This is a genomic window from Paracoccus sp. DMF-8 (genome assembly GCF_029309835.1).
Lineage (GTDB): Bacteria > Pseudomonadota > Alphaproteobacteria > Rhodobacterales > Rhodobacteraceae > Paracoccus.
Window position 1 is genome coordinate 563197 of the sequence record NZ_JARJHL010000010.1, and the last position, 17483, is coordinate 580679.

The window sequence follows — 17483 nt, forward strand, 5'->3', positions numbered from 1 at the left end:
GTCGGCGATTCTGTGCCGGTCCACTTTGCTCCGACAAATGTGATTTAATAAAGACAGGTTTGCGCAAAATTCTTAAATTTCAATTAAGAGCCGCAGCGTCAATTTTCCGCCAGTCGCGCATTCTGCCGCGAAACCAGATGCGCTGGCTTTTGGCATATTGCCGGGTCGCGATCACCGACAGCTCCCGCGCCGTCGCAAGGTCGATCTTGCCGCCCAGCCAACGGGCGAGCTCGGGGGCGCCGATGGCCTTGGTCCATTGCTGGCGGGGATCCCAGACGGGCAGCATGGCGCGCACCTCTTCGGCGGCGCCCTGATCCAGCATCTGGTCGAAACGCCGGGCAATGCGGTCGGCCAGCCAGTCGCGGTCGGCCTGCAGCAGCAGGAACTGACCGCTTTCGGGACCGATCAACGGGGCAGGGGTGTCGTCCTGCCAATCGGTGATGCCCCGGCCCGTGGCGCGCAGAACCTCCCACGCGCGCTGGACGCGGGCGGGGTTGCGGATGTCGATGGCGGCGCGGCTGCGCGGATCAAGCTGGTCGATCATGCCAGCCAGATCGCCCGCCGCCAGAATCGCATCGGCCTGCGCGCGGATATCCGCGGGAACCGGCGGAATCACCGCCAGCCCGCGGGTCAGCGCGTTCAGATAAAGACCGGTGCCGCCCACGACGATCAGCCGCCCCGGCAGGCGCGCGACATCGGCCAGCCAGTCGCCCACCGAATAGCTGCGCCCCGGTGCGACATGGCCGTATAGCGCATGGGGCGCGCGCGCCTCGTCGTGGACCGAGGGGCGGGCTGTCAGGACCCGCCAGCAGTCCCAGATCTGCAAGGCATCGGCATTGACGACGGTGCCGCCCTGTTCCCGGGCGATGCGCAGGGCCAGCGCCGATTTGCCGCTGGCCGTCGGCCCCGCGATGACGACATGGCGGTCGGCGGCGATATCTGCGGGCAGGTCCGGGCGGGAACTGGTCATCTGGGCAATTTCTGGCGGTTGAACATGTGCAGTCTTTGCGACATTTTGCACGGCAATGAAACAGCCAGTGGGTGCGCGCGATGACCGATGAACGAACCGAGACGACCAAAAGCTATTCGCGCGTGCTGCTGAAGATCTCGGGCGAGGCGCTGATGGGCGATCAGGGCTATGGCCTGCACCCGCCCACCGTCGCGCGCATCGCGCAAGAGGTGAAATCCGTCCATGACATGGGTGTCGAGATCTGCATGGTCATCGGCGGCGGCAATATCTTTCGCGGGTTGCAGGGCAGCGCGCAGGGGATGGAGCGGGCGACGGCCGATTACATGGGGATGCTGGCCACGGTGATGAACGCGCTTGGCATGCAGGCGGCGCTGGAATCGCTTGGCATCCATTGCCGCGTGATCAGCGCGATCCGCATGGACGAGGTGGCCGAGCCCTATATCCGCCGCCGCGCCGTCCGCCATCTGGAAAAGAAGCGCGTGATCATTTTCGCCGCAGGCACGGGCAATCCCTATTTCACCACCGATACCGCCGCGACCCTGCGCGCCAATGAAATGAACTGCGAGGCGATTTTCAAGGGCACCAAGGTCGATGGCGTCTATGACAAGGATCCGAAAAAACACGCCGACGCCAAGCGTTACGACAGCGTCAGCTATGACGAGGTGCTGCAAAAGCATCTGGGCGTGATGGATGCTTCGGCGATTGCGCTGGCGCGCGACAACGATCTGCCGATCATCGTCTTTTCGCTGGACGAGCCGGGCGGTTTCCGCGGCATTCTGGCGGGCAAGGGCACCTATACGCGGGTTCAGGGCTAGTCCGGGGGCGATCCTGTCCGGGCGGCCCGATGGTGTTAACCTTGTCTCAACCCCGCGCTGCTATCCAGGACCCAGGTCAGGATAGGAGACAGGAATCAGGCAGGGGTGATCCTGGGGCGAACCGGGCGGTTTGCCGCGCAGCCGGGTTGCAAGGCCCGCCTGTCACGCGGCTGTCAGGGCAAAGCCTTTGCCAAGCATGGGCATTGCGGTTAAAAGCACAGAAAATTTCATTCAGGGGCAGTCCAACATGGCCGAGGACATCGAGATAGACACCGACGATCTGGAGCGTCGCATGAAAGGTGCGATGGAATCCCTGCGTCACGAATTCGCATCGCTGCGCACCGGGCGGGCTTCGGCCAGCATGGTCGAGCCGATCATGGTCGATGCCTATGGTTCTCCGACACCGCTGAACCAGATCGGCACCGTCAACGTCCCGGAACCGCGCATGGTCACCATCAATGTCTGGGACAAGGCGCTGGTCGGCAAGGCGGAAAAGGCGATCCGCGAATCGGGTCTGGGCATCAATCCGCAGCTGAACGGCACGATCATCATGCTGCCGATCCCCGAGCTGAACGAAGAACGGCGCCGCGAACTGACCAAGGTCGCCGCCCAATATGCCGAAAGCGCCCGTGTCGCGATCCGCAACGTGCGCCGCGACGGGATGGATCAGATCAAGAAAGCCAAATCCGCCGGCATGTCCGAGGACGATCAGAAATTCTGGGAAAGCTCGGTTCAGGAACTGACCGACAAATCCATCGCCACGGTGGACAAGGCGCTGGAAACGAAACAAGCCGAAATCATGCAGGTCTGAACGGGTGGCCAAGACAGCAGCCAATGTCGTTTCCGGCGCGGATGGCGAAGTGCGTCCCCGGCACGTCGCCATCATCATGGACGGCAATGGCCGTTGGGCCAAGAACCGGGGCTGGCCGCGGCTGGTCGGCCATCGGCGGGGCGCGGAAAGGGTCAAGGAAATCGTCCGGGCCTGTCCGTCCCTTGGGGTGAACTGGCTGACCGTCTATGCCTTTTCGACCGAAAACTGGAAGCGCTCGACCGAAGAGGTTCTGGGCCTGATGGGGATTTTCGCGCGCTATATTGAACGCGAGGCCGATGGCATGGCTGCCGAAGGCGTGCGCCTGCGCTTTATCGGGGCGCGCGAACGGCTGGACAAGAAGCTGCAGGACCTCATGGCCGGGATCGAGGCGCGGACCGCCGGCAACAGCCGCCTGAACCTGACGGTCGCGATCAATTACGGCGGCCGGGACGAACTGACCCGCGCGGCGACGCGTCTGGCGGCGCGTCTGGCGCGCGGCGAGATCAGCCATGCGACCGAAGCCGATCTGGCCGATTGTCTGGACACCGCCGGCCATCCCGACCCGGATCTGGTGATCCGCACCTCGGGCGAAACCCGGACCTCGAATTTCCTGCCCTTTCAGGCGACCTATTCGGAATATGAATTCACGGAAACGCTCTGGCCCGATTTCACGCCCGACCGGCTGGCGGAAATTCTGGACCGTTTCGGCATGCGTGACCGCAGATTTGGCGGCGCATGACGGGCGCGGGCGAAAAGAAATCCGCCCGCAAGCGATGGTCCGACCTAGGGCCGCGCGTGATCTCGGGCGTTGTGCTGATCGTTCTGGGCGCGATCCTGATCCTGTCCTCGGGCATCTGGCTTGCCACCGGGCTGTCGCTGCTGTCCGGCGGCATGATGTGGGAACTCGCGCGGCTGACCGCCTGGCGCCACCCGGAGTTTCAGGGGCCGCGCCATCCGGTGCTGATCGGCATCGCCGGTGGGCTGACGCTGTTTGCGATGCTGATGATCCCCGGAAACTGGGCGCTGCTTCTGGTCGTCCTGCCCATCGTTCTGGGCTGGGGCGGCACCCATGCGCATGAACGCCCGACCTATGCCGCGACGACCATCGCCATCCTGTTTGCCGGCTATGCGCTGTTTTATGTGCGCGAGGCGATGGGCCTGCCCACCGCCCTGTGGATCGTCGCGACCGTGGTGCTGTCCGACATCTCGGGCTATTTCGCCGGGCGCCATTTCGGCGGCCCCAAGCTGTGGCCCGCCGTCAGCCCCAACAAGACCTGGAGCGGGACGGTCGCGGGATGGGTCGGCGCGGTGGGTCTGGCGCTGATCCTGATCGCCAGCGGTGCCGCGCATTGGCCGGTCATCCTGCTTGGCCCTGTCCTTGCTATGTTCGGCCAGGCGGGCGATATCGCCGAAAGCTGGCTGAAACGGCGCGTCGGGGTCAAGGACAGTTCCAACCTGATCCCCGGCCACGGCGGGTTGATGGACCGGTTCGACGCGATGTCGGGCGCCTTTCTGGCCGCGCTTCTGTTCATCTTCATGGGTATCCTGCCGGTGATCGGAGGCTGAACCATGCGAAGCGTGACGATTCTTGGCGCCACCGGCTCGGTCGGGGAAAGCGCCTTCGACCTGATCCGGCGTGCCAGTGCGGAACAGCCGATCCGCACGGTCGCCTTGACCGGCGGGCACAATATCGCCCGGCTTGCGGAAATGGCGCAGGCGCTTGGTGCCGAAATCGCCGTGACCGCATGGCCGGAGCTGTTGCCGGATCTGCGGGCCGCCCTGACCGGCACGGGGATCGAATCTGCGGCGGGTGCGGCGGCCGTGGCCGAAGCGGCGGCCCGTCCGGCGGACTGGACCCTGTCGGCCATTGTCGGCGCGGCGGGGCTTGCGCCCGGCCTGCAGGTGATCGAACGCGGCGGCGTTCTGGCGTTGGCGAACAAGGAAACGCTGGTGGCCGCAGGGCGTCTGGTCATGGACCGCGCCGCGCAAACCAGGGCCCGCATCCTGCCGGTCGATTCCGAACATTCCGCTATTTTTCAGTTGCTTGGACAGGAAAAGGCAGAATGTGTCGAACATATTTCCATCACCGCATCGGGCGGGGCCTTTCGCGACTGGCCGCTGGAGCGGCTGCCCCATGCGACGGTGGCAGAGGCTTCGTGTCACCCGAACTGGAACATGGGGCAGCGCATCACCATCGACAGCGCCAGCATGTTCAACAAAGCGCTGGAACTGATTGAAGCACATGAGTTTTTCAACATCCCTCCGGAACGGATCCGGGTCTTGCTGCATCCGCAGTCGATCGTCCATGCGATGGTCAGCTTCCGCGACGGCAGTTCCACCGCGCATCTGGGCCTGCCCGATATGCGCCATGCCATCGGCTATGCCCTGAACTGGCCTGAACGCCACGCGCTGCCGATTGCGGCGCTGGATCTGGCGCAGGTCGGCCGGCTCGATTTCTCGGCGCCCGACGAAAGGCGCTGGCCCGCGCTGCGTCTGGCGCGCGAGGTCATGCAGGCTGGTGGCGCCGCCGGTGCGGTTCTGAACGCGGCCAAGGAACAGGCGCTGGACGATTTCATCGCGGGCCGGATCCGCTTTACCGACATGGCCCCGGCCGTCGAACACGCGCTGGAACAGGTGGCGCGGGCCAGCGATTTTGCCAAAAGCCCGGGGGATCTTGAAACCGTGCTTTACTGGGATGACATGGCAAGAGTTGCGGCAGGCGCGTGGAAGGTGACGGCATAATGGCTTTGATCGGTGAAATCGGCGGTTTGTTATGGACCATTCTGGCCTTTGTGATCGCGCTGTCGATCATCGTCGCGGTCCATGAATATGGCCATTACATCGTTGCCCGCTGGTCGGGCATCCGGGCCGAGGTGTTTTCCCTCGGGTTCGGGCCGCGACTGATATCGCGCCGCGACCGCCGTGGAACGCTGTGGCAGGTCGCGGCGGTGCCTCTGGGCGGCTATGTCCGTTTTCTGGGCGATGCCAATGCGGCCAGCGCGGGCACCGGCACCGAGGTCGATCCGGCCTTGCGCCGCCAAAGCCTGACGGGTGCGCCGCTCTGGGCGCGTTTCGCGACGGTTGCGGCCGGGCCGTTCTTCAACTTTGCCCTGTCGATCCTGATCTTTGGCGGCATGCTGCTGTGGCAGGGTGTCCCGGTCGAGCGGGTCGAGATCGGCCGTGTCACCGCCTTGCCGCCCGCGATGCAGAACGGTTTGCGCGCCGGTGACGAGGTGATTGCCGTCGGCGGCCAGCCGGTCGCGACCTGGCGCGATCTGGGGAACTTGCGCTGAATGAAACCCCTGCGGACGGGCTGGACTGGACGGTGCGGCGCGACGGGACGGAACTGGTCGTCCGCGCGCCCGACCTGCTGCCCCCGGTCATCGGCGGGGTCGCACCGCGCAGCGCGGCCTCGGCTGCGGGGCTGCGGGCCGGGGATGTGATCCTGTCGGTCGATGGCCAGCCGGTCGAACGCTTTGCCCAGATCGGCGCGGCGGTCACCGCCGCCGAGGGGCGCCCCGTCGTCTTCCGCGTCTGGCGCGATGGCGAGGGAGAGGCGGATTATGCCCTTGCCGCCGCCGAACGCGATCTGCCCACCGCCGATGGCGGCTATGAACGGCGCTGGCTGGTCGGCATCAATGCGGGCCAGTTGTTCGAGCCCGCCACCCGCGGCGCAACCCCGGTCGAGGCGCTTGTCGCCGGGGTCGAACGAACCTGGTTCATCATCGCAAGCTCGATTCAGGGCCTGTGGGCGATGATCACCGGACAGATCGGGACCTGCAATCTGGGCGGGGCGATTTCCATCGCCGAAACCACCAGTGAGGCGGCATCGGCGGGGGGCATGAATTTCATCTGGTGGATCGGCGTCCTGTCGGCGGCGATCGGGTTTCTGAACCTGCTGCCGATCCCGGTTCTGGACGGCGGGCATCTGATGTTTTTCGCCTATGAGGGCATCACCGGACGGCCCGCATCCGACCGTGTGGTCAATGCGTTGACGGTTGTCGGGCTGGCGCTGGTGCTGACATTGATGGTTTTCGGCCTCTCGAACGATCTTTTCTGCCCGTGACGCCGCTTCTGTTTTGACCTCTGCCCAAGTTGGATGTATCCACAACGCCAATCGGACCGATGAAATCGGCAAGGCTTGGGTAGAGGGCAGCAATGACTGACAGGAAACTTGGCAAGGGCGCCATTGCGCTGATTTCGGCGCTGGCCGTCACGGTGCCCGCCAGCTTCATGGCCACCCCGGCCTCGGCCTATGTGTTCAACAGCGTCCGGATCGACGGCGCAGAGCGTATCGAAAGCGCGACGATCCTGTCCTATGCGAACATCCCGCGGGGCCAGAACGTTTCGGCCGGCGACCTGAATGCCGCGATGCAAAGGCTGCAGCAGTCGGGCCTGTTCGAAACGGTCGAGGTGACGCCGCAGGGCGGCACGCTGGTCATTTCGGTGCGCGAATATCCGATGATCAATGTCATCAGCTTTGAAGGCAACCGCCGGGTCAAGGATGAACAGCTGAGTTCGGTGATCAAAAGCCAGGCACGGCGCGTCTATTCCCCTTCGACCGCCGAATCCGATGCCGAGGTGCTTTCGCAGGTCTATGCCTCTCAGGGGCGTCTGGCCGCACGGATCGAGCCGCGCATCATCCGCCGTCCGGGCAACCGCGTCGATCTGGTCTTTGAAATCCGCGAGGGCGATGTCACCGAAATCGAACGCATCGGCTTCGTCGGCAACCGCGCCTTTCCGACCGCCGCTTGCGCAACGTGTTGCAGACGAAACAGGCGGGCATCCTGCGTCAGTTCATCCGCCGCGACACCTTCGCGCCCGAACGCACGGCGGTCGATGAACAGCTTCTGACCGATTTCTACCGCTCGCGCGGCTATGCCGATTTCCGGGTTCAGGCGATCTCGCCCGAGGTGGCGCGCGAACGCGATGCCTTCTACATCACCTTCAACATTCAGGAAGGTCCGCGCTACACCTTTGGCAATGTCCGGACGGTCAGCGAAATTCCGGGCGTCGATGATACCGATTTCCGCGCCCAGAACCGCGTCCGCCCGGGCGAGGTCTATAACCCCGCCGTCATCGACAACACCATCCGCCGGATGGAGGCGATCGCCCTGCAAAAGGGTCTGGATTTCGTCAATATCGAGCCGCGCATCACCCGCAACATGCGCGACCAGACGCTGGATCTGACCTTTGCCCTGACCCGCGGCCCGCGCGTCTTTGTCGAGCGTATCGACATCGAGGGCAACACCACCACTCTGGACGAGGTCATCCGCCGCCAGTTCACCACGGTCGAGGGCGACCCCTTCAACCCGCGCGAAATCCGCAATGCCGCCGAACGCATCCGCGCGCTTGGCTATTTCGCCGATGCGCAGGTCGAAAGCCGCGAGGGCACCTCGCCCGAGCAGGTCATCGTCGATGTCAACGTCGAGGAACAGCCGACCGGCAGCCTGAACTTTGGCGTCAGCTACGGCGTCAATTCCGGGGTCGGCCTCAACTTCTCGCTGAGCGAGCAGAATTTCATGGGCCGTGGTCAGGCCGTCAGCCTGAGCTTTGCGACCGGGTCGGGGACGCGTTCGTCGGGGCTGACCTTTGTCGAACCCTATCTGTTCGGGCGCGATCTGAAAGGCCGCTTCCAGATCTGGTATAACACGACCGAAAGCTATAATTCGGACTATGACACGCGCAGCGTCGGTTTCCTGACCGGGATCGAGGCGCCGATTTCCGAAAACGGCCGTCTGGAAATCCGCTACAAGCTGAGCAAGGACACGCTGTCAAGCGTTCTGCCGATCCATGTCGATCCGGAATCGGGGGAGCTGGCGGGGTCGTCGCCGATCCTCTATCGCGATCAGGGCGGGTTTTATTCTTCGGCCATCGGCTACACCTATACCTATGACAGCCGCATCACCGGGCTGGACCCGCTGACCCGCTATCGCTTTACCTTCGGTCAGGATTACGCCGGTCTGGGCGGTGACATCGACATGATCACCACCAATGTCTATGCGGGTGTCGAAAGCAATGCCTGGCGCGAAGAGGTCACGCTGCGCGCCGAACTAGAACTGGGCGCGCTGCATATGCTGGACGACGCAAACAGCCGCCGCTTTGACCGGTTTTCGGGCAATAACAAGATCCGCGGCTTTGAATACAACGGCATCGGCCCGCGCGATCTGAACGCCCCGAACGAAGATGCGCTTGGCGGGAACTATTACTGGGCGCTGCGCACCGAGGCGCAATTCCCGCTTGGCCTGCCCGAGGAATACGGGATCATGGGCGGGCTGTTCGCCGATGTCGGGTCGGTCTGGGGGCTGGACGACCGCAACGGCGCCAACAATATCGAAGTCGATGATTCCATGCATGTCCGCGCGGCAATCGGCGCTTCGCTGTTCTGGACGACGCCCATCGGCCCGTTGCGCTTCAACTTCTCGAAGGCGCTTCAGAAAGAAGATTACGACGAAGAGCAGCCCTTCGACCTGACGATTTCGACCAGCTTCTGATGCGGGAACGGGCGCTGATCGCGGCTTGTCTGACCTGTCTTCTGACAGGTCAGGCGCTGGCGCAGGACGACCCGCCTGCTGCGCCTGTCCCGCAACCATCTGTCCCCGAGCCATCCGTCGCCGCACCCGCCGACCCGGTGCGCATCGAAAGCGAAGGCGAGACGGGGGCCGGGGATGACACGCAAGGCGGCGACAGCCCGACCATCGGCGCGCTGGTCGTGCCTTCGGATGGCAGCCTTGAAGAACTGCCGATCATGACGATAGATCAGGACCGGCTGTTCGCGGGAACGGCCTGGGGGCGGCGTGTTCAGGCCGAACTGGCGCGTCAGGGCAATGATCTTTCCGAAGAAAACGAGCGGTTGCTTCAGCAGTTCTCGCGCGAGGAAGAAGAGCTGACCCGGCTGCGCGACACCTTGCCGCCGGATGAATTCCGCATCCGCGCCGATGAATTCGACCGCAAGGTGGTCGAGATCCGGCACGAGCGCGACACGGCACGGCAGGAACTGCAGCAGCTGCCGCAAAAGGAACGCGAGACGTTTTATGCGCAGATCATGCCGATTCTGGCAAAGCTGATGCAGGAACGTCAGGCGGTCGTGGTTCTGGATCAGCGGCTGGTGCTGATACAGGCGCAATCCATTGATATGACGGATGAATTGATCGCGCGTGTCGATGCCGAACTGGGCGAAGGGCCGGGCCTGACCAGCCCCCCTGCTGCACAGGATGGGGCCGCACAGGATGGGGCACCGGCGGAAACGCCCGCAAACCCCGGCGATTAGGTCAAAGCCGCGCGATCCTTTCGCTGAGCAGGTCGAACAACCCCCCGGCATCGACATCGCGGATGAAGGTCGCATTCGGGGCGCGTCCGCTGACGCCCCACCAGTCGGCGACGGTCATGCCGGTGGTATAGGTGCCCTCTGTCTCGATCTCGACATTAATGAAGCGGCCCGCGAACAGGTCGGGGCGGATCAGCCAGGCCACGGCGCAGGGATCATGCAGCGGGGCGCCAAGACTGCCGTATTTTTCCCTGTCATAGCGTTCAAAGAAATCGGTCCAGCTTGCCACCGCTTCGCCGATGCGGCCAAGGCGGCGCATCCGTTCGACCCATGCCCGGCTGGTCAGGGCCTTGTGGGTGACATCCAGCGGCAGGACGGTGATCTCGGCCCCTGAGGCAAAGACCTGCGCGGCGGCCTCGGGGTCGACATGGATGTTGAATTCGGCGGCGGGGGTGATGTTGCCCACCTCGAAATAGGCGCCGCCCATCAGGCTGATTTCCTGCACGCGGGCGATGATGTCGGGCGCGCGCTGAAAGGCGGTGGCGATATTCGTCAGGGGCCCGATCGGGACCAGCGAGACGGTGCCCGGATCATGGCTGCGCAGGGTGTCGATGATGAAATCGACGGCATGGGCGGATTGCAGCGGCATGGTCGGCTCCGGCAGCTCGATCCCGTCCAGACCGGATGCGCCGTGGACATGTTCCGCCGTGACCAGCCGGCGCCGGATCGGCCGGTCGCAGCCCGCGAAAACCGGGATATCGCGGCGGCCCGCCAGTTCCAGCACCTTGCGCGCATTCCCGGCGGTGCGGGCCAGCGGCACATTGCCCGCGACAACGGTCAGCCCCAGCAGATCCAGTTCCGGGCTGCCAAGCGCCAGCAGGATGGCCACGGCGTCGTCCTGACCGGGATCGGTGTCGATGATGATCTTGCGTGCCATGCTTATCCTTTATGCGCCGCTTACTCTCCTGCGGGTTCAAGCTGGGTGATCCCGGCCGCCGCCGCGCGGGCAAGCTGGGGGTCCAGCGACATCACGACATATTCGCCGCGCCGCCACAACTCTGCCATGTCGTCATAATGGCGCGACAGCGGATGGCCCGACTGCCCGGTCGAGACGACAAAGACCGAACTGTCCGGATCGGCCAGATCGTAGACGCCGCGATAGGTCGCGCCGGTGACGTTCAGCCAGGGGTTCCAGCCGGTGCCCTGCGTCCCGGCCAGCGCCACCGTCGAATCGGCGCCCGAGGTCGGCTGCATCAGGTTCACGACATAGGACAGGCCGCGGATATCGCCCAGACCGGGGTGGACATGGCGGGCCAGATGGACATCGCCCCACCGCCAGCTTGTCACATCGGGGCCGAAACGCGCGGTCAGTTCCAGGATCGCGGCATCCAGCGACTGGCGGGCGATTTCGGCGCAGGTTTCGACCGGGCTGGACTGGCGGATGTCGCACCATTCGGCGGCGCCGCTGATATTGCGAAAGACGCGTTCGATGAAATCGGGATACAGCCGGGTGAGTTCATCGGCCAGCGGCCCCAACTCGTCGCGGATGATGCGTTCCTGCAGGATACGCATCCAGGCGGCATAGATCAGCGGTTCGGGCATATGCTCGCTCATCGCGCCATCCCAATCGGCCAGCAGCGCCAGCGCATCCTGACGCTGGCGTTCGGGCGTGCCGCGTGCGGCGGGTTCGCCGGTAAACCACAGATCGGCGGCGACCAGCGGCAAAAGCTGGCGGGCGACCGGGCTGACGATATCGTTCTGCGCGGCGATGAAGCTGTCGCGCGAATGGACCTCGCGGCTGGAGATCAGGAAATCCAGCCGGGTCTGGCGATGATCGTCCGACCAGTCATGCCCAAGCGCGCGCCCCTCGGCCGCCAGCGCACGGCCGCCGGTGGCAGAGACCATGCCATCGGCCGGATCCAGCGCGGTCAGGGTGGCGGGGGCGGGGGTGATGCCCTGCCAGATGTTGTCGCGCATCCAGCCCGGCACGGGCATCCGGCCGCCGGTCTGATGGCCTGCCGGGCGATCGGGAATGGCCCCCGCCAGCGTTTCGGCCACGCCATCCTCGTCGGCCAGGGTATAGATCATCGCAGGCGCGGTCACGTCGCGCAGAGCCTCGACGGCATCGCGGCGGGTGCCTGCGGACATCAGCGCGACCAGCGCGGTCATGCTGCGATCCTGATTGCGCCCGCCGGTCCAGGACAGGGTGGCGATATGGCCCTCGGGCAGGATCGAGGCAAGATCCAGGTGACCCGCGGGAATGGCGGGGCCGTTGATCGTGTCGCGCAGGGTGATGGTTTGCGGATCGGCGTCCTTGATGCGGATGACTTCGCGGCGGGTGGCGAACTCGGTCCAGCCGTCGGGGCCGCGATAGCGGTTGATATCGCCGGGCTGAACCTCTTCGATGAAAAGATCCTGATCGTCGATCTGGGCCGGGGTGATCCCCCAGGCCATTTTCGTATTGCGCCCCGACAGGATCGCCGGAATGCCGGGAATGCTGCCGCCGATGACGCCGCCGGTCTGCAGTTCCAGCCGCGCCAGATACCAGATGCCTGGCGCGGTCAGCGCGAATTGCGGATCATTGGCCAAAAGCGCGCGCCCCGTCGCCGTCCGGCTGCCCGAAGCGGCCCAGCTATTGGCGCTGGCACCCACCGCAGGGGCCAGATAGCCCGCGATCCCCGCCGCCCAATCCGGCGCCCGCGCATTGCGTTCGGGCGGCATGAACCGCGCGCCGGGAAACAGCGCGGCATAGGTGGGCATGGCGGGTTCGGGCACCGTCGCCATGATTTCCTGCCCGCGCGTCGGCGCGGCCAGCGACAGGCGGGCGCGCAGGATCTCGCGCCGAAGCTGCACCGTGGATGACGCGGCCAGCAGCTTCAGGATGGCCAGCGAATCCGCAGGCTCCCAATAGGCGATATTGTCGGGATACAGAAAGAATTCGGGTGCCCCGCGACCGCGCGCGCCCAGATTGACCTGTTCGATCCAGGCATTCACCCCCGCCGCATAAGCCTCCAGCGCGGTCAGCGTTTCGGGGCTTTGCGCCTGAACCGAGGCGGCGGCATTGCGATACAGTCCCAGCCTGCGCGCCAGATCATCCGAGGCAAAGGCCCCCACGCCATAGATTTCCGACAGCCGCCCCTGCGCCGCGCGGCGCAGGACCGTCATCTGGAACAGCCGGTCCTGCGCATGGACAAGGCCAAGGGCGAAAAACACGTCCGCATCGCTTTGGCCAAAGACATGGGGCACGCCTTCGGTGGTGCGCACGATCTCGACCGGGGCCGTGATGCCGCTGACGCTGTAGCTGTCGCCGTAATCGGGAACCGAGCGGATGGCGAAATACCGTGCCAGCAGCACGATCGCCAGACAGGCAAGGATCAGACCGACGGTCAGGCGCACCAGCCAGCGAAAGAAAGTCAGCATCTGTCCCCGTCGCGGTGACCGGGGCGCGATCACGGTTGACCGCATCGCCCCGGAATGGAATTCATCGGCGTGATAGGACAGCACGCGGCGCAGATCAACGTATCGCCGCATCACGAGAGGGAGGCTTCATGGCACGCGTGGCATTTCTGGGACTGGGGGTCATGGGCTTTCCGATGGCGGGGCATCTGGTGGCGGCGGGACATGAGGTCACCGTCTGGAACCGCACCCCCGCCAAGGCCGAGGCCTGGGCCGCGCAGCATGGCGGCCGTGCCGCCGCCACCGCGCGCGAGGCGGCCGAGGGCGCGGAATTCGTCATGACCTGCGTCGGCAATGACGACGATCTGCGGCAGGTCTGCCCGGCTCCGCAGGGCGCCTATGCCGGGATGGCTGCGGGGGCGGTGCATGTCGATCACACCACGGTTTCCGCTCAGGTCACGCGGGAACTGGCTGACATCGCGTCGAAATCCGGGATCGCTCTGGTCGATGCGCCGGTATCGGGCGGGCAGGCGGGGGCCGAAAACGGCGCCCTGTCGGTGATGTGCGGCGGCGCGGCCGGGGATTTCGCCCGGGCCGAGCTGGTGATCGCCGCCTATGCCCGGATCTGCCGCCTGATGGGGCCGGTCGGCGCCGGGCAACTGACCAAGATGTGCAACCAGATCGCCATTGCCGGGCTGGTTCAGGGCCTGTCGGAATCGCTGAATTTCGCCGAAAAGGCGGGGCTGTCGATCGCCGATGTGGTCGAGGTCATCAGCCAGGGCGCGGCGGGCAGCTGGCAGATGCAGAACCGCTATCAGACCATGGCCGAAAACCGCTTTGACTTTGGCTTTGCCGTCGACTGGATGCGCAAGGATCTGGCGATCTGCCTGTCCGCCGCCGATGAAAACGGCGCAAGCCTGCCGGTCACGGCACTGATCGACCAGTTCTACAAGGAGGTGCAGCAGATGGGCGGCGGCCGTTGGGACACCTCGTCGCTGATCGCGCGGCTGCGGAAATAGCGGGGCGTTTTTCAAGGGCGGGTGCGGCAAAATGAAAGGGCCGGGCGCAACCTTTCGCCCGGCCCCCGTCGTCTGCTCACCAATCGTCAGGCCGCAACCAGCGGCTTTTCGTTTTGCTGATGGCGGATGGCCAGTTTGCGGGCGTGACGGCCCGAAATCAGCAGCCGTGCCGGATCGGGCACGTCATCACGCGCTAGCAGGCCGGGAAAAAGGGCAAGGATTTCCTCGACCGCCGCCGCCGGCAGGGACCTCCGCACCTCGGCACCGACATAGAGCGACTCGGTTTCGGCGCCATTCGAAAAGACGACTTCGTGCTGGTCGAACAGGATGTGGAAATATTCGACCGCGTCCATATCGGCCGCCACATCCACGCCATCAAGCTGCAAGAGATGTTTGGCGGCGACCAGAACCTCGTCGGTGCCGAACATCTTTTGCGCAATCCGCGAGCGCACCAGAATCCGGTGCTGCGGCGACACCAGAAGGTCGGTCCCGGGCAGTTGATCGCCCAAGGCGCCCGCCTTGATGCGGATCGGCCGCAGATGGGCCTGACGCGCAAGGCGGGTCGCATCCAGACGCGTCCTGCCGATCCAGCGCACCGGCTGCGGACCGTGGTCCTTGGTCAGCACCAGATCGCCCTGACGCAGGTCTTCGATGGCAACCATGCCCTGGGGCGTGGCGATCAGCGTGCCCCGGACAAAGCAGAATGCCTGATCAAAGGCATCATCGGCCTCTTGAAATGTCGGCACGCCCTGATTGTTGACATCGGTCTCGGGGCCATAGGTCCTGGTCGTCGGCTCGGAACTGAAGGGGGCTGCCAGATCAAGAATGATATGCTGGCCGCCCTGTTCAAACACGATGTAATCGTCCCCCATGCCAAGGTTGCTGACAAGATCGTTCTTCGGGGTCAACTGGCTGTAGACCATCTGCCAGTTCGCCGGATCGTCATCCTCGCGCGGGTCGCCGGTGCCGATATAGGCCTCAAGCTGCCACCACTGGCCATTGCCGAACTGCTCGCTGTCTCCAAGTTGCCAGCCCCCCAGGCGATAGTAATCAGAGCCGAGGCCCTGGGCCGTGCCGAGATCGACCACATCCGGCGCATAAAGGCCAAAGCCTTCCTCGCCCTGATTGATTCCGGACGGGTTCGTGGGCTGGTTGCCAAGGTAACCAAGCATTTCTTTGGTCACATAGATATATTGCTGGATATCAGGCATGAAAGCCTGCGTCAAAACATCAAAAACAGGCGTGACTTTTACAAGTTCACCGCTGAGCTTGGATGGTGGGCAAGGGATGCTTCCAGATATCGCCGCCACGAAAACCGGGCGATGGATCCAAATTCAAAAACTTACCGTTCCCCAAGGTCAGGGAAACGCGCAGCCAAGATTGGGCCAGAACCGTTTCATCGTGAAAACGGCATCCGCCCCCTGGGGATCGGGATGAACGACCGATTTTGCATGACCGGCCCGGAAATCGCCCTACATGAACAGCCCATGCGCCGCGCCTGCCGCGATCATCGTCGCGACGCCCGCGAACATGCCCGCCCACAGATCGTCCAGCATGATCCCGTCCGCATCGCCGCGCCGGTCGGCATGGCCCACCTTCCACGGTTTCCAGATGTCGAACAGCCGGAAAAAGATGAATGCGGCCAGCCAGCCCGGATAGGGGAATCTGTCCGATGACAGGCCCATCAGCCAGAACCCGGCCGAGGGGAAGCACAGCGCCAGCCACTGCCCGGCGACCTCGTCGATGACGAATTCCGACGGGTCCTTGTTGTCCAGCCCGGCGAACAACCGGCGGATCGCCCAGAAACCGATGATGGTGACGACAACCGTTGCCAGCGCCAGCAGGGGGAAATGGCCGATGCGGTGCAGGGCCACGCCCAGCAGGATCGCCGCAGCCGAGGCCCAGGTGCCGGGCGCGGGGCGCAGGTTGCCAAGTCCGAACACCGTTGCGATCTGACGTTCCATGCGCGTTAACCTTTTACGAGGGTTGCGGTGGCGATGGCGGCGATGCCTTCGCCGCGACCGGTAAAGCCAAGCCGTTCCGAGGTCGTCGCCTTGACGCTGATCCGGGTCGCATCGGCCCCCATGATCCCGGCCAGACGCATCTGCATGGCCTGGGCATGGGGGCCGATCTTGGGCTGCTCGCAGATCAGCGTGACATCGGCATTGCCCAGATCGAACCCGTTTTCACGGGCCAGATCAATGGCATGTTTCAGAAAGATATGGCTGGCCGCGCCCTTCCATTGCGGGTCCGAGGGCGGGAAATGCCGCCCGATATCGCCCATCGCCAGCGCGCCATAGATCGCATCGGTCAGCGCATGCATGCCGACATCGGCATCGGAATGGCCGATCAGCCCGTGGTCATGGGGAATGCGGATGCCGCACAGCCAGACATGATCGCCCGGCCCAAGCGCATGGACGTCGAAGCCGTTGCCAAGTCGGATATCGGTTAATGCCATCGGTTCCTCTTTCCGGCTGCGCGACAGGATCAGGGCGGCGCGCGCGAAATCCTGTGGCCAGGTGATCTTCAGATTGTCCTCGTCCCCCGGCGTGACGGTGACGGGCAGGCCGGCAAGCCGGGCCAGTTCGACATCGTCGGGGGCGCCCTGCGGGTGGGCGCGATGGGCGGCAAGGATCGCGTCCAGCGCAAAGCCCTGCGGGGTCTGGGCGCGAAACAGGCCCGCCCGGTCCTGCGTCCCGGTGACGAAGCGGTCCTCCACCCGCCACAGAGCGTCCGTGACGGCCAGCGCCGGTGCAGCGGCAGGGGCGCCCCCGCGCAAGGCATCGACGACGCCAGCGAGGACCCGGGGTGCGACACAAGGCCGCGCACCGTCGTGGATCAGCACATGGCGGATGCCGCTGCCCTCCAGCGTCTCCAGCCCGGCCAGCACGCTTTCCGACCGCGTCCGGCCGCCCGCGACCAGCGTGACGCGGCCGCCGAAATCGGCGATGCCGCGCGCCATGTCATCGGGATGCAGGGTCACGACAATGCGCGAAAACCCCGCGAAAGCGCGGATCGCATGGGCCAGCACGCTGTCGCCGCACAGATCGCGCCATTGTTTCGGCTGGCCTTCGCCCGCGCGCGTCCCGCGCCCGGCGGCGGTGATGATCACGGCGATATCGCCATCCACCTGCGGGGGCGCGGAAAATGCGGGGTGCGGCTGTTCTGTCATGGCCCCTGATTAGGCGAGCCGCCCCTCCAAGGC

The 17483-nt window shown here is 64.9% G+C and carries 18 protein-coding genes; 12 read left to right on the plus strand and 6 right to left on the minus strand.

Annotation, left to right across the window (positions count from 1 at the left end; all coding sequences use genetic code 11):
• Positions 1-79: 79 nt before the first annotated feature.
• The gene (gene miaA, locus PE067_RS10035; protein ID WP_276189259.1) at positions 80-970 is read right to left on the minus strand and encodes a tRNA (adenosine(37)-N6)-dimethylallyltransferase MiaA; all 891 of its coding nucleotides are present in this window, start codon (positions 968-970) and stop codon (positions 80-82) included.
• A gap of 80 nt (positions 971-1050) precedes the next feature.
• On the opposite strand from miaA, the gene pyrH reads away from it, so the two are divergent.
• From pyrH to PE067_RS10075, 10 genes are all read left to right on the plus strand, one after another.
• Positions 1051-1785, plus strand: a complete 735-nt coding sequence (gene pyrH, locus PE067_RS10040) for a UMP kinase (RefSeq protein ID WP_276189260.1) — start codon at positions 1051-1053, stop codon at positions 1783-1785.
• Positions 1786-2032: 247 nt separating this feature from the next.
• On the plus strand, positions 2033-2596 hold the full coding sequence (frr, locus tag PE067_RS10045) for a ribosome recycling factor (protein ID WP_276189261.1): 564 nt from the start codon (positions 2033-2035) through the stop codon (positions 2594-2596).
• 4 nt (positions 2597-2600) lie between these two features.
• A complete protein-coding gene (gene uppS, locus PE067_RS10050) occupies positions 2601-3335 on the plus strand; it encodes a polyprenyl diphosphate synthase (RefSeq protein WP_276189262.1) in 735 nt (244 codons plus the stop codon).
• Positions 3332-4162 carry a phosphatidate cytidylyltransferase gene (locus PE067_RS10055; protein ID WP_276189263.1) on the plus strand — a complete coding sequence of 277 codons (831 nt, stop codon included), beginning with the start codon at positions 3332-3334 and terminating at the stop codon, positions 4160-4162. The genes uppS and PE067_RS10055 overlap by 4 nt, the downstream gene beginning before the upstream one ends.
• Positions 4163-4165: 3 nt before the next feature.
• On the plus strand, positions 4166-5338 hold the full coding sequence (gene dxr, locus PE067_RS10060; protein WP_276189264.1) for a 1-deoxy-D-xylulose-5-phosphate reductoisomerase: 1173 nt from the start codon (positions 4166-4168) through the stop codon (positions 5336-5338).
• Positions 5338-5889, plus strand: a complete 552-nt coding sequence (locus PE067_RS21845) for a site-2 protease family protein (protein WP_346429678.1) — start codon at positions 5338-5340, stop codon at positions 5887-5889. Before dxr ends, PE067_RS21845 begins: the two co-directional genes overlap by 1 nt.
• Before the next feature lie 32 nt (positions 5890-5921).
• Positions 5922-6662, plus strand: a complete 741-nt coding sequence (locus PE067_RS21850; protein ID WP_346429679.1) for a M50 family metallopeptidase — start codon at positions 5922-5924, stop codon at positions 6660-6662.
• Between the two features lie 92 nt (positions 6663-6754).
• Positions 6755-7450 (plus strand): POTRA domain-containing protein, encoded by a 696-nt coding sequence (locus tag PE067_RS21855; RefSeq protein ID WP_346429680.1) that lies wholly within the window; start codon positions 6755-6757, stop codon positions 7448-7450.
• Positions 7357-9090: an outer membrane protein assembly factor BamA gene (bamA, locus tag PE067_RS10070; protein ID WP_346429681.1), complete on the plus strand. Its 1734-nt coding sequence runs from the start codon at positions 7357-7359 to the stop codon at positions 9088-9090. Before PE067_RS21855 ends, bamA begins: the two co-directional genes overlap by 94 nt.
• The gene (locus PE067_RS10075) at positions 9090-9866 is read left to right on the plus strand and encodes an OmpH family outer membrane protein (protein WP_276189265.1); all 777 of its coding nucleotides are present in this window, start codon (positions 9090-9092) and stop codon (positions 9864-9866) included. The genes bamA and PE067_RS10075 overlap by 1 nt, the downstream gene beginning before the upstream one ends.
• A gap of 1 nt (position 9867) precedes the next feature.
• Here PE067_RS10075 and PE067_RS10080 read toward each other — a convergent pair whose 3' ends face one another.
• Together PE067_RS10080 and PE067_RS10085 are read right to left on the minus strand one after the other, a co-directional pair.
• Positions 9868-10800 (minus strand): nucleoside hydrolase, encoded by a 933-nt coding sequence (locus PE067_RS10080; protein ID WP_276189266.1) that lies wholly within the window; start codon positions 10798-10800, stop codon positions 9868-9870.
• Positions 10801-10820: 20 nt separating this feature from the next.
• Positions 10821-13283, minus strand: a complete 2463-nt coding sequence (locus PE067_RS10085) for a penicillin acylase family protein (RefSeq protein WP_276189514.1) — start codon at positions 13281-13283, stop codon at positions 10821-10823.
• A gap of 128 nt (positions 13284-13411) precedes the next feature.
• On the opposite strand from PE067_RS10085, the gene PE067_RS10090 reads away from it, so the two are divergent.
• On the plus strand, positions 13412-14278 hold the full coding sequence (locus PE067_RS10090) for an NAD(P)-dependent oxidoreductase (RefSeq protein ID WP_276189267.1): 867 nt from the start codon (positions 13412-13414) through the stop codon (positions 14276-14278).
• An 86-nt stretch (positions 14279-14364) separates the two neighbouring features.
• On the opposite strand, the gene PE067_RS10095 is transcribed toward PE067_RS10090, so the two are convergent.
• On the minus strand, positions 14365-15489 hold the full coding sequence (locus PE067_RS10095; RefSeq protein WP_276189268.1) for a Hint domain-containing protein: 1125 nt from the start codon (positions 15487-15489) through the stop codon (positions 14365-14367).
• Here PE067_RS10095 and PE067_RS10100 point away from each other — a divergent pair.
• Entirely contained in the window at positions 15488-15715 is a 228-nt protein-coding gene (locus tag PE067_RS10100; protein ID WP_276189269.1) for a hypothetical protein, read from the plus strand. The two genes, PE067_RS10095 and PE067_RS10100, sit on opposite strands and share 2 nt — an antisense overlap.
• 35 nt (positions 15716-15750) lie before the next feature.
• On the opposite strand, the gene PE067_RS10105 is transcribed toward PE067_RS10100, so the two are convergent.
• A complete protein-coding gene (locus tag PE067_RS10105; protein ID WP_276189270.1) occupies positions 15751-16242 on the minus strand; it encodes a phosphatidylglycerophosphatase A in 492 nt (163 codons plus the stop codon).
• A gap of 5 nt (positions 16243-16247) precedes the next feature.
• Positions 16248-17450 (minus strand): bifunctional 2-C-methyl-D-erythritol 4-phosphate cytidylyltransferase/2-C-methyl-D-erythritol 2,4-cyclodiphosphate synthase, encoded by a 1203-nt coding sequence (locus PE067_RS10110; RefSeq protein ID WP_276189271.1) that lies wholly within the window; start codon positions 17448-17450, stop codon positions 16248-16250.
• Between the last annotated feature and the right edge of the window lie 33 nt (positions 17451-17483).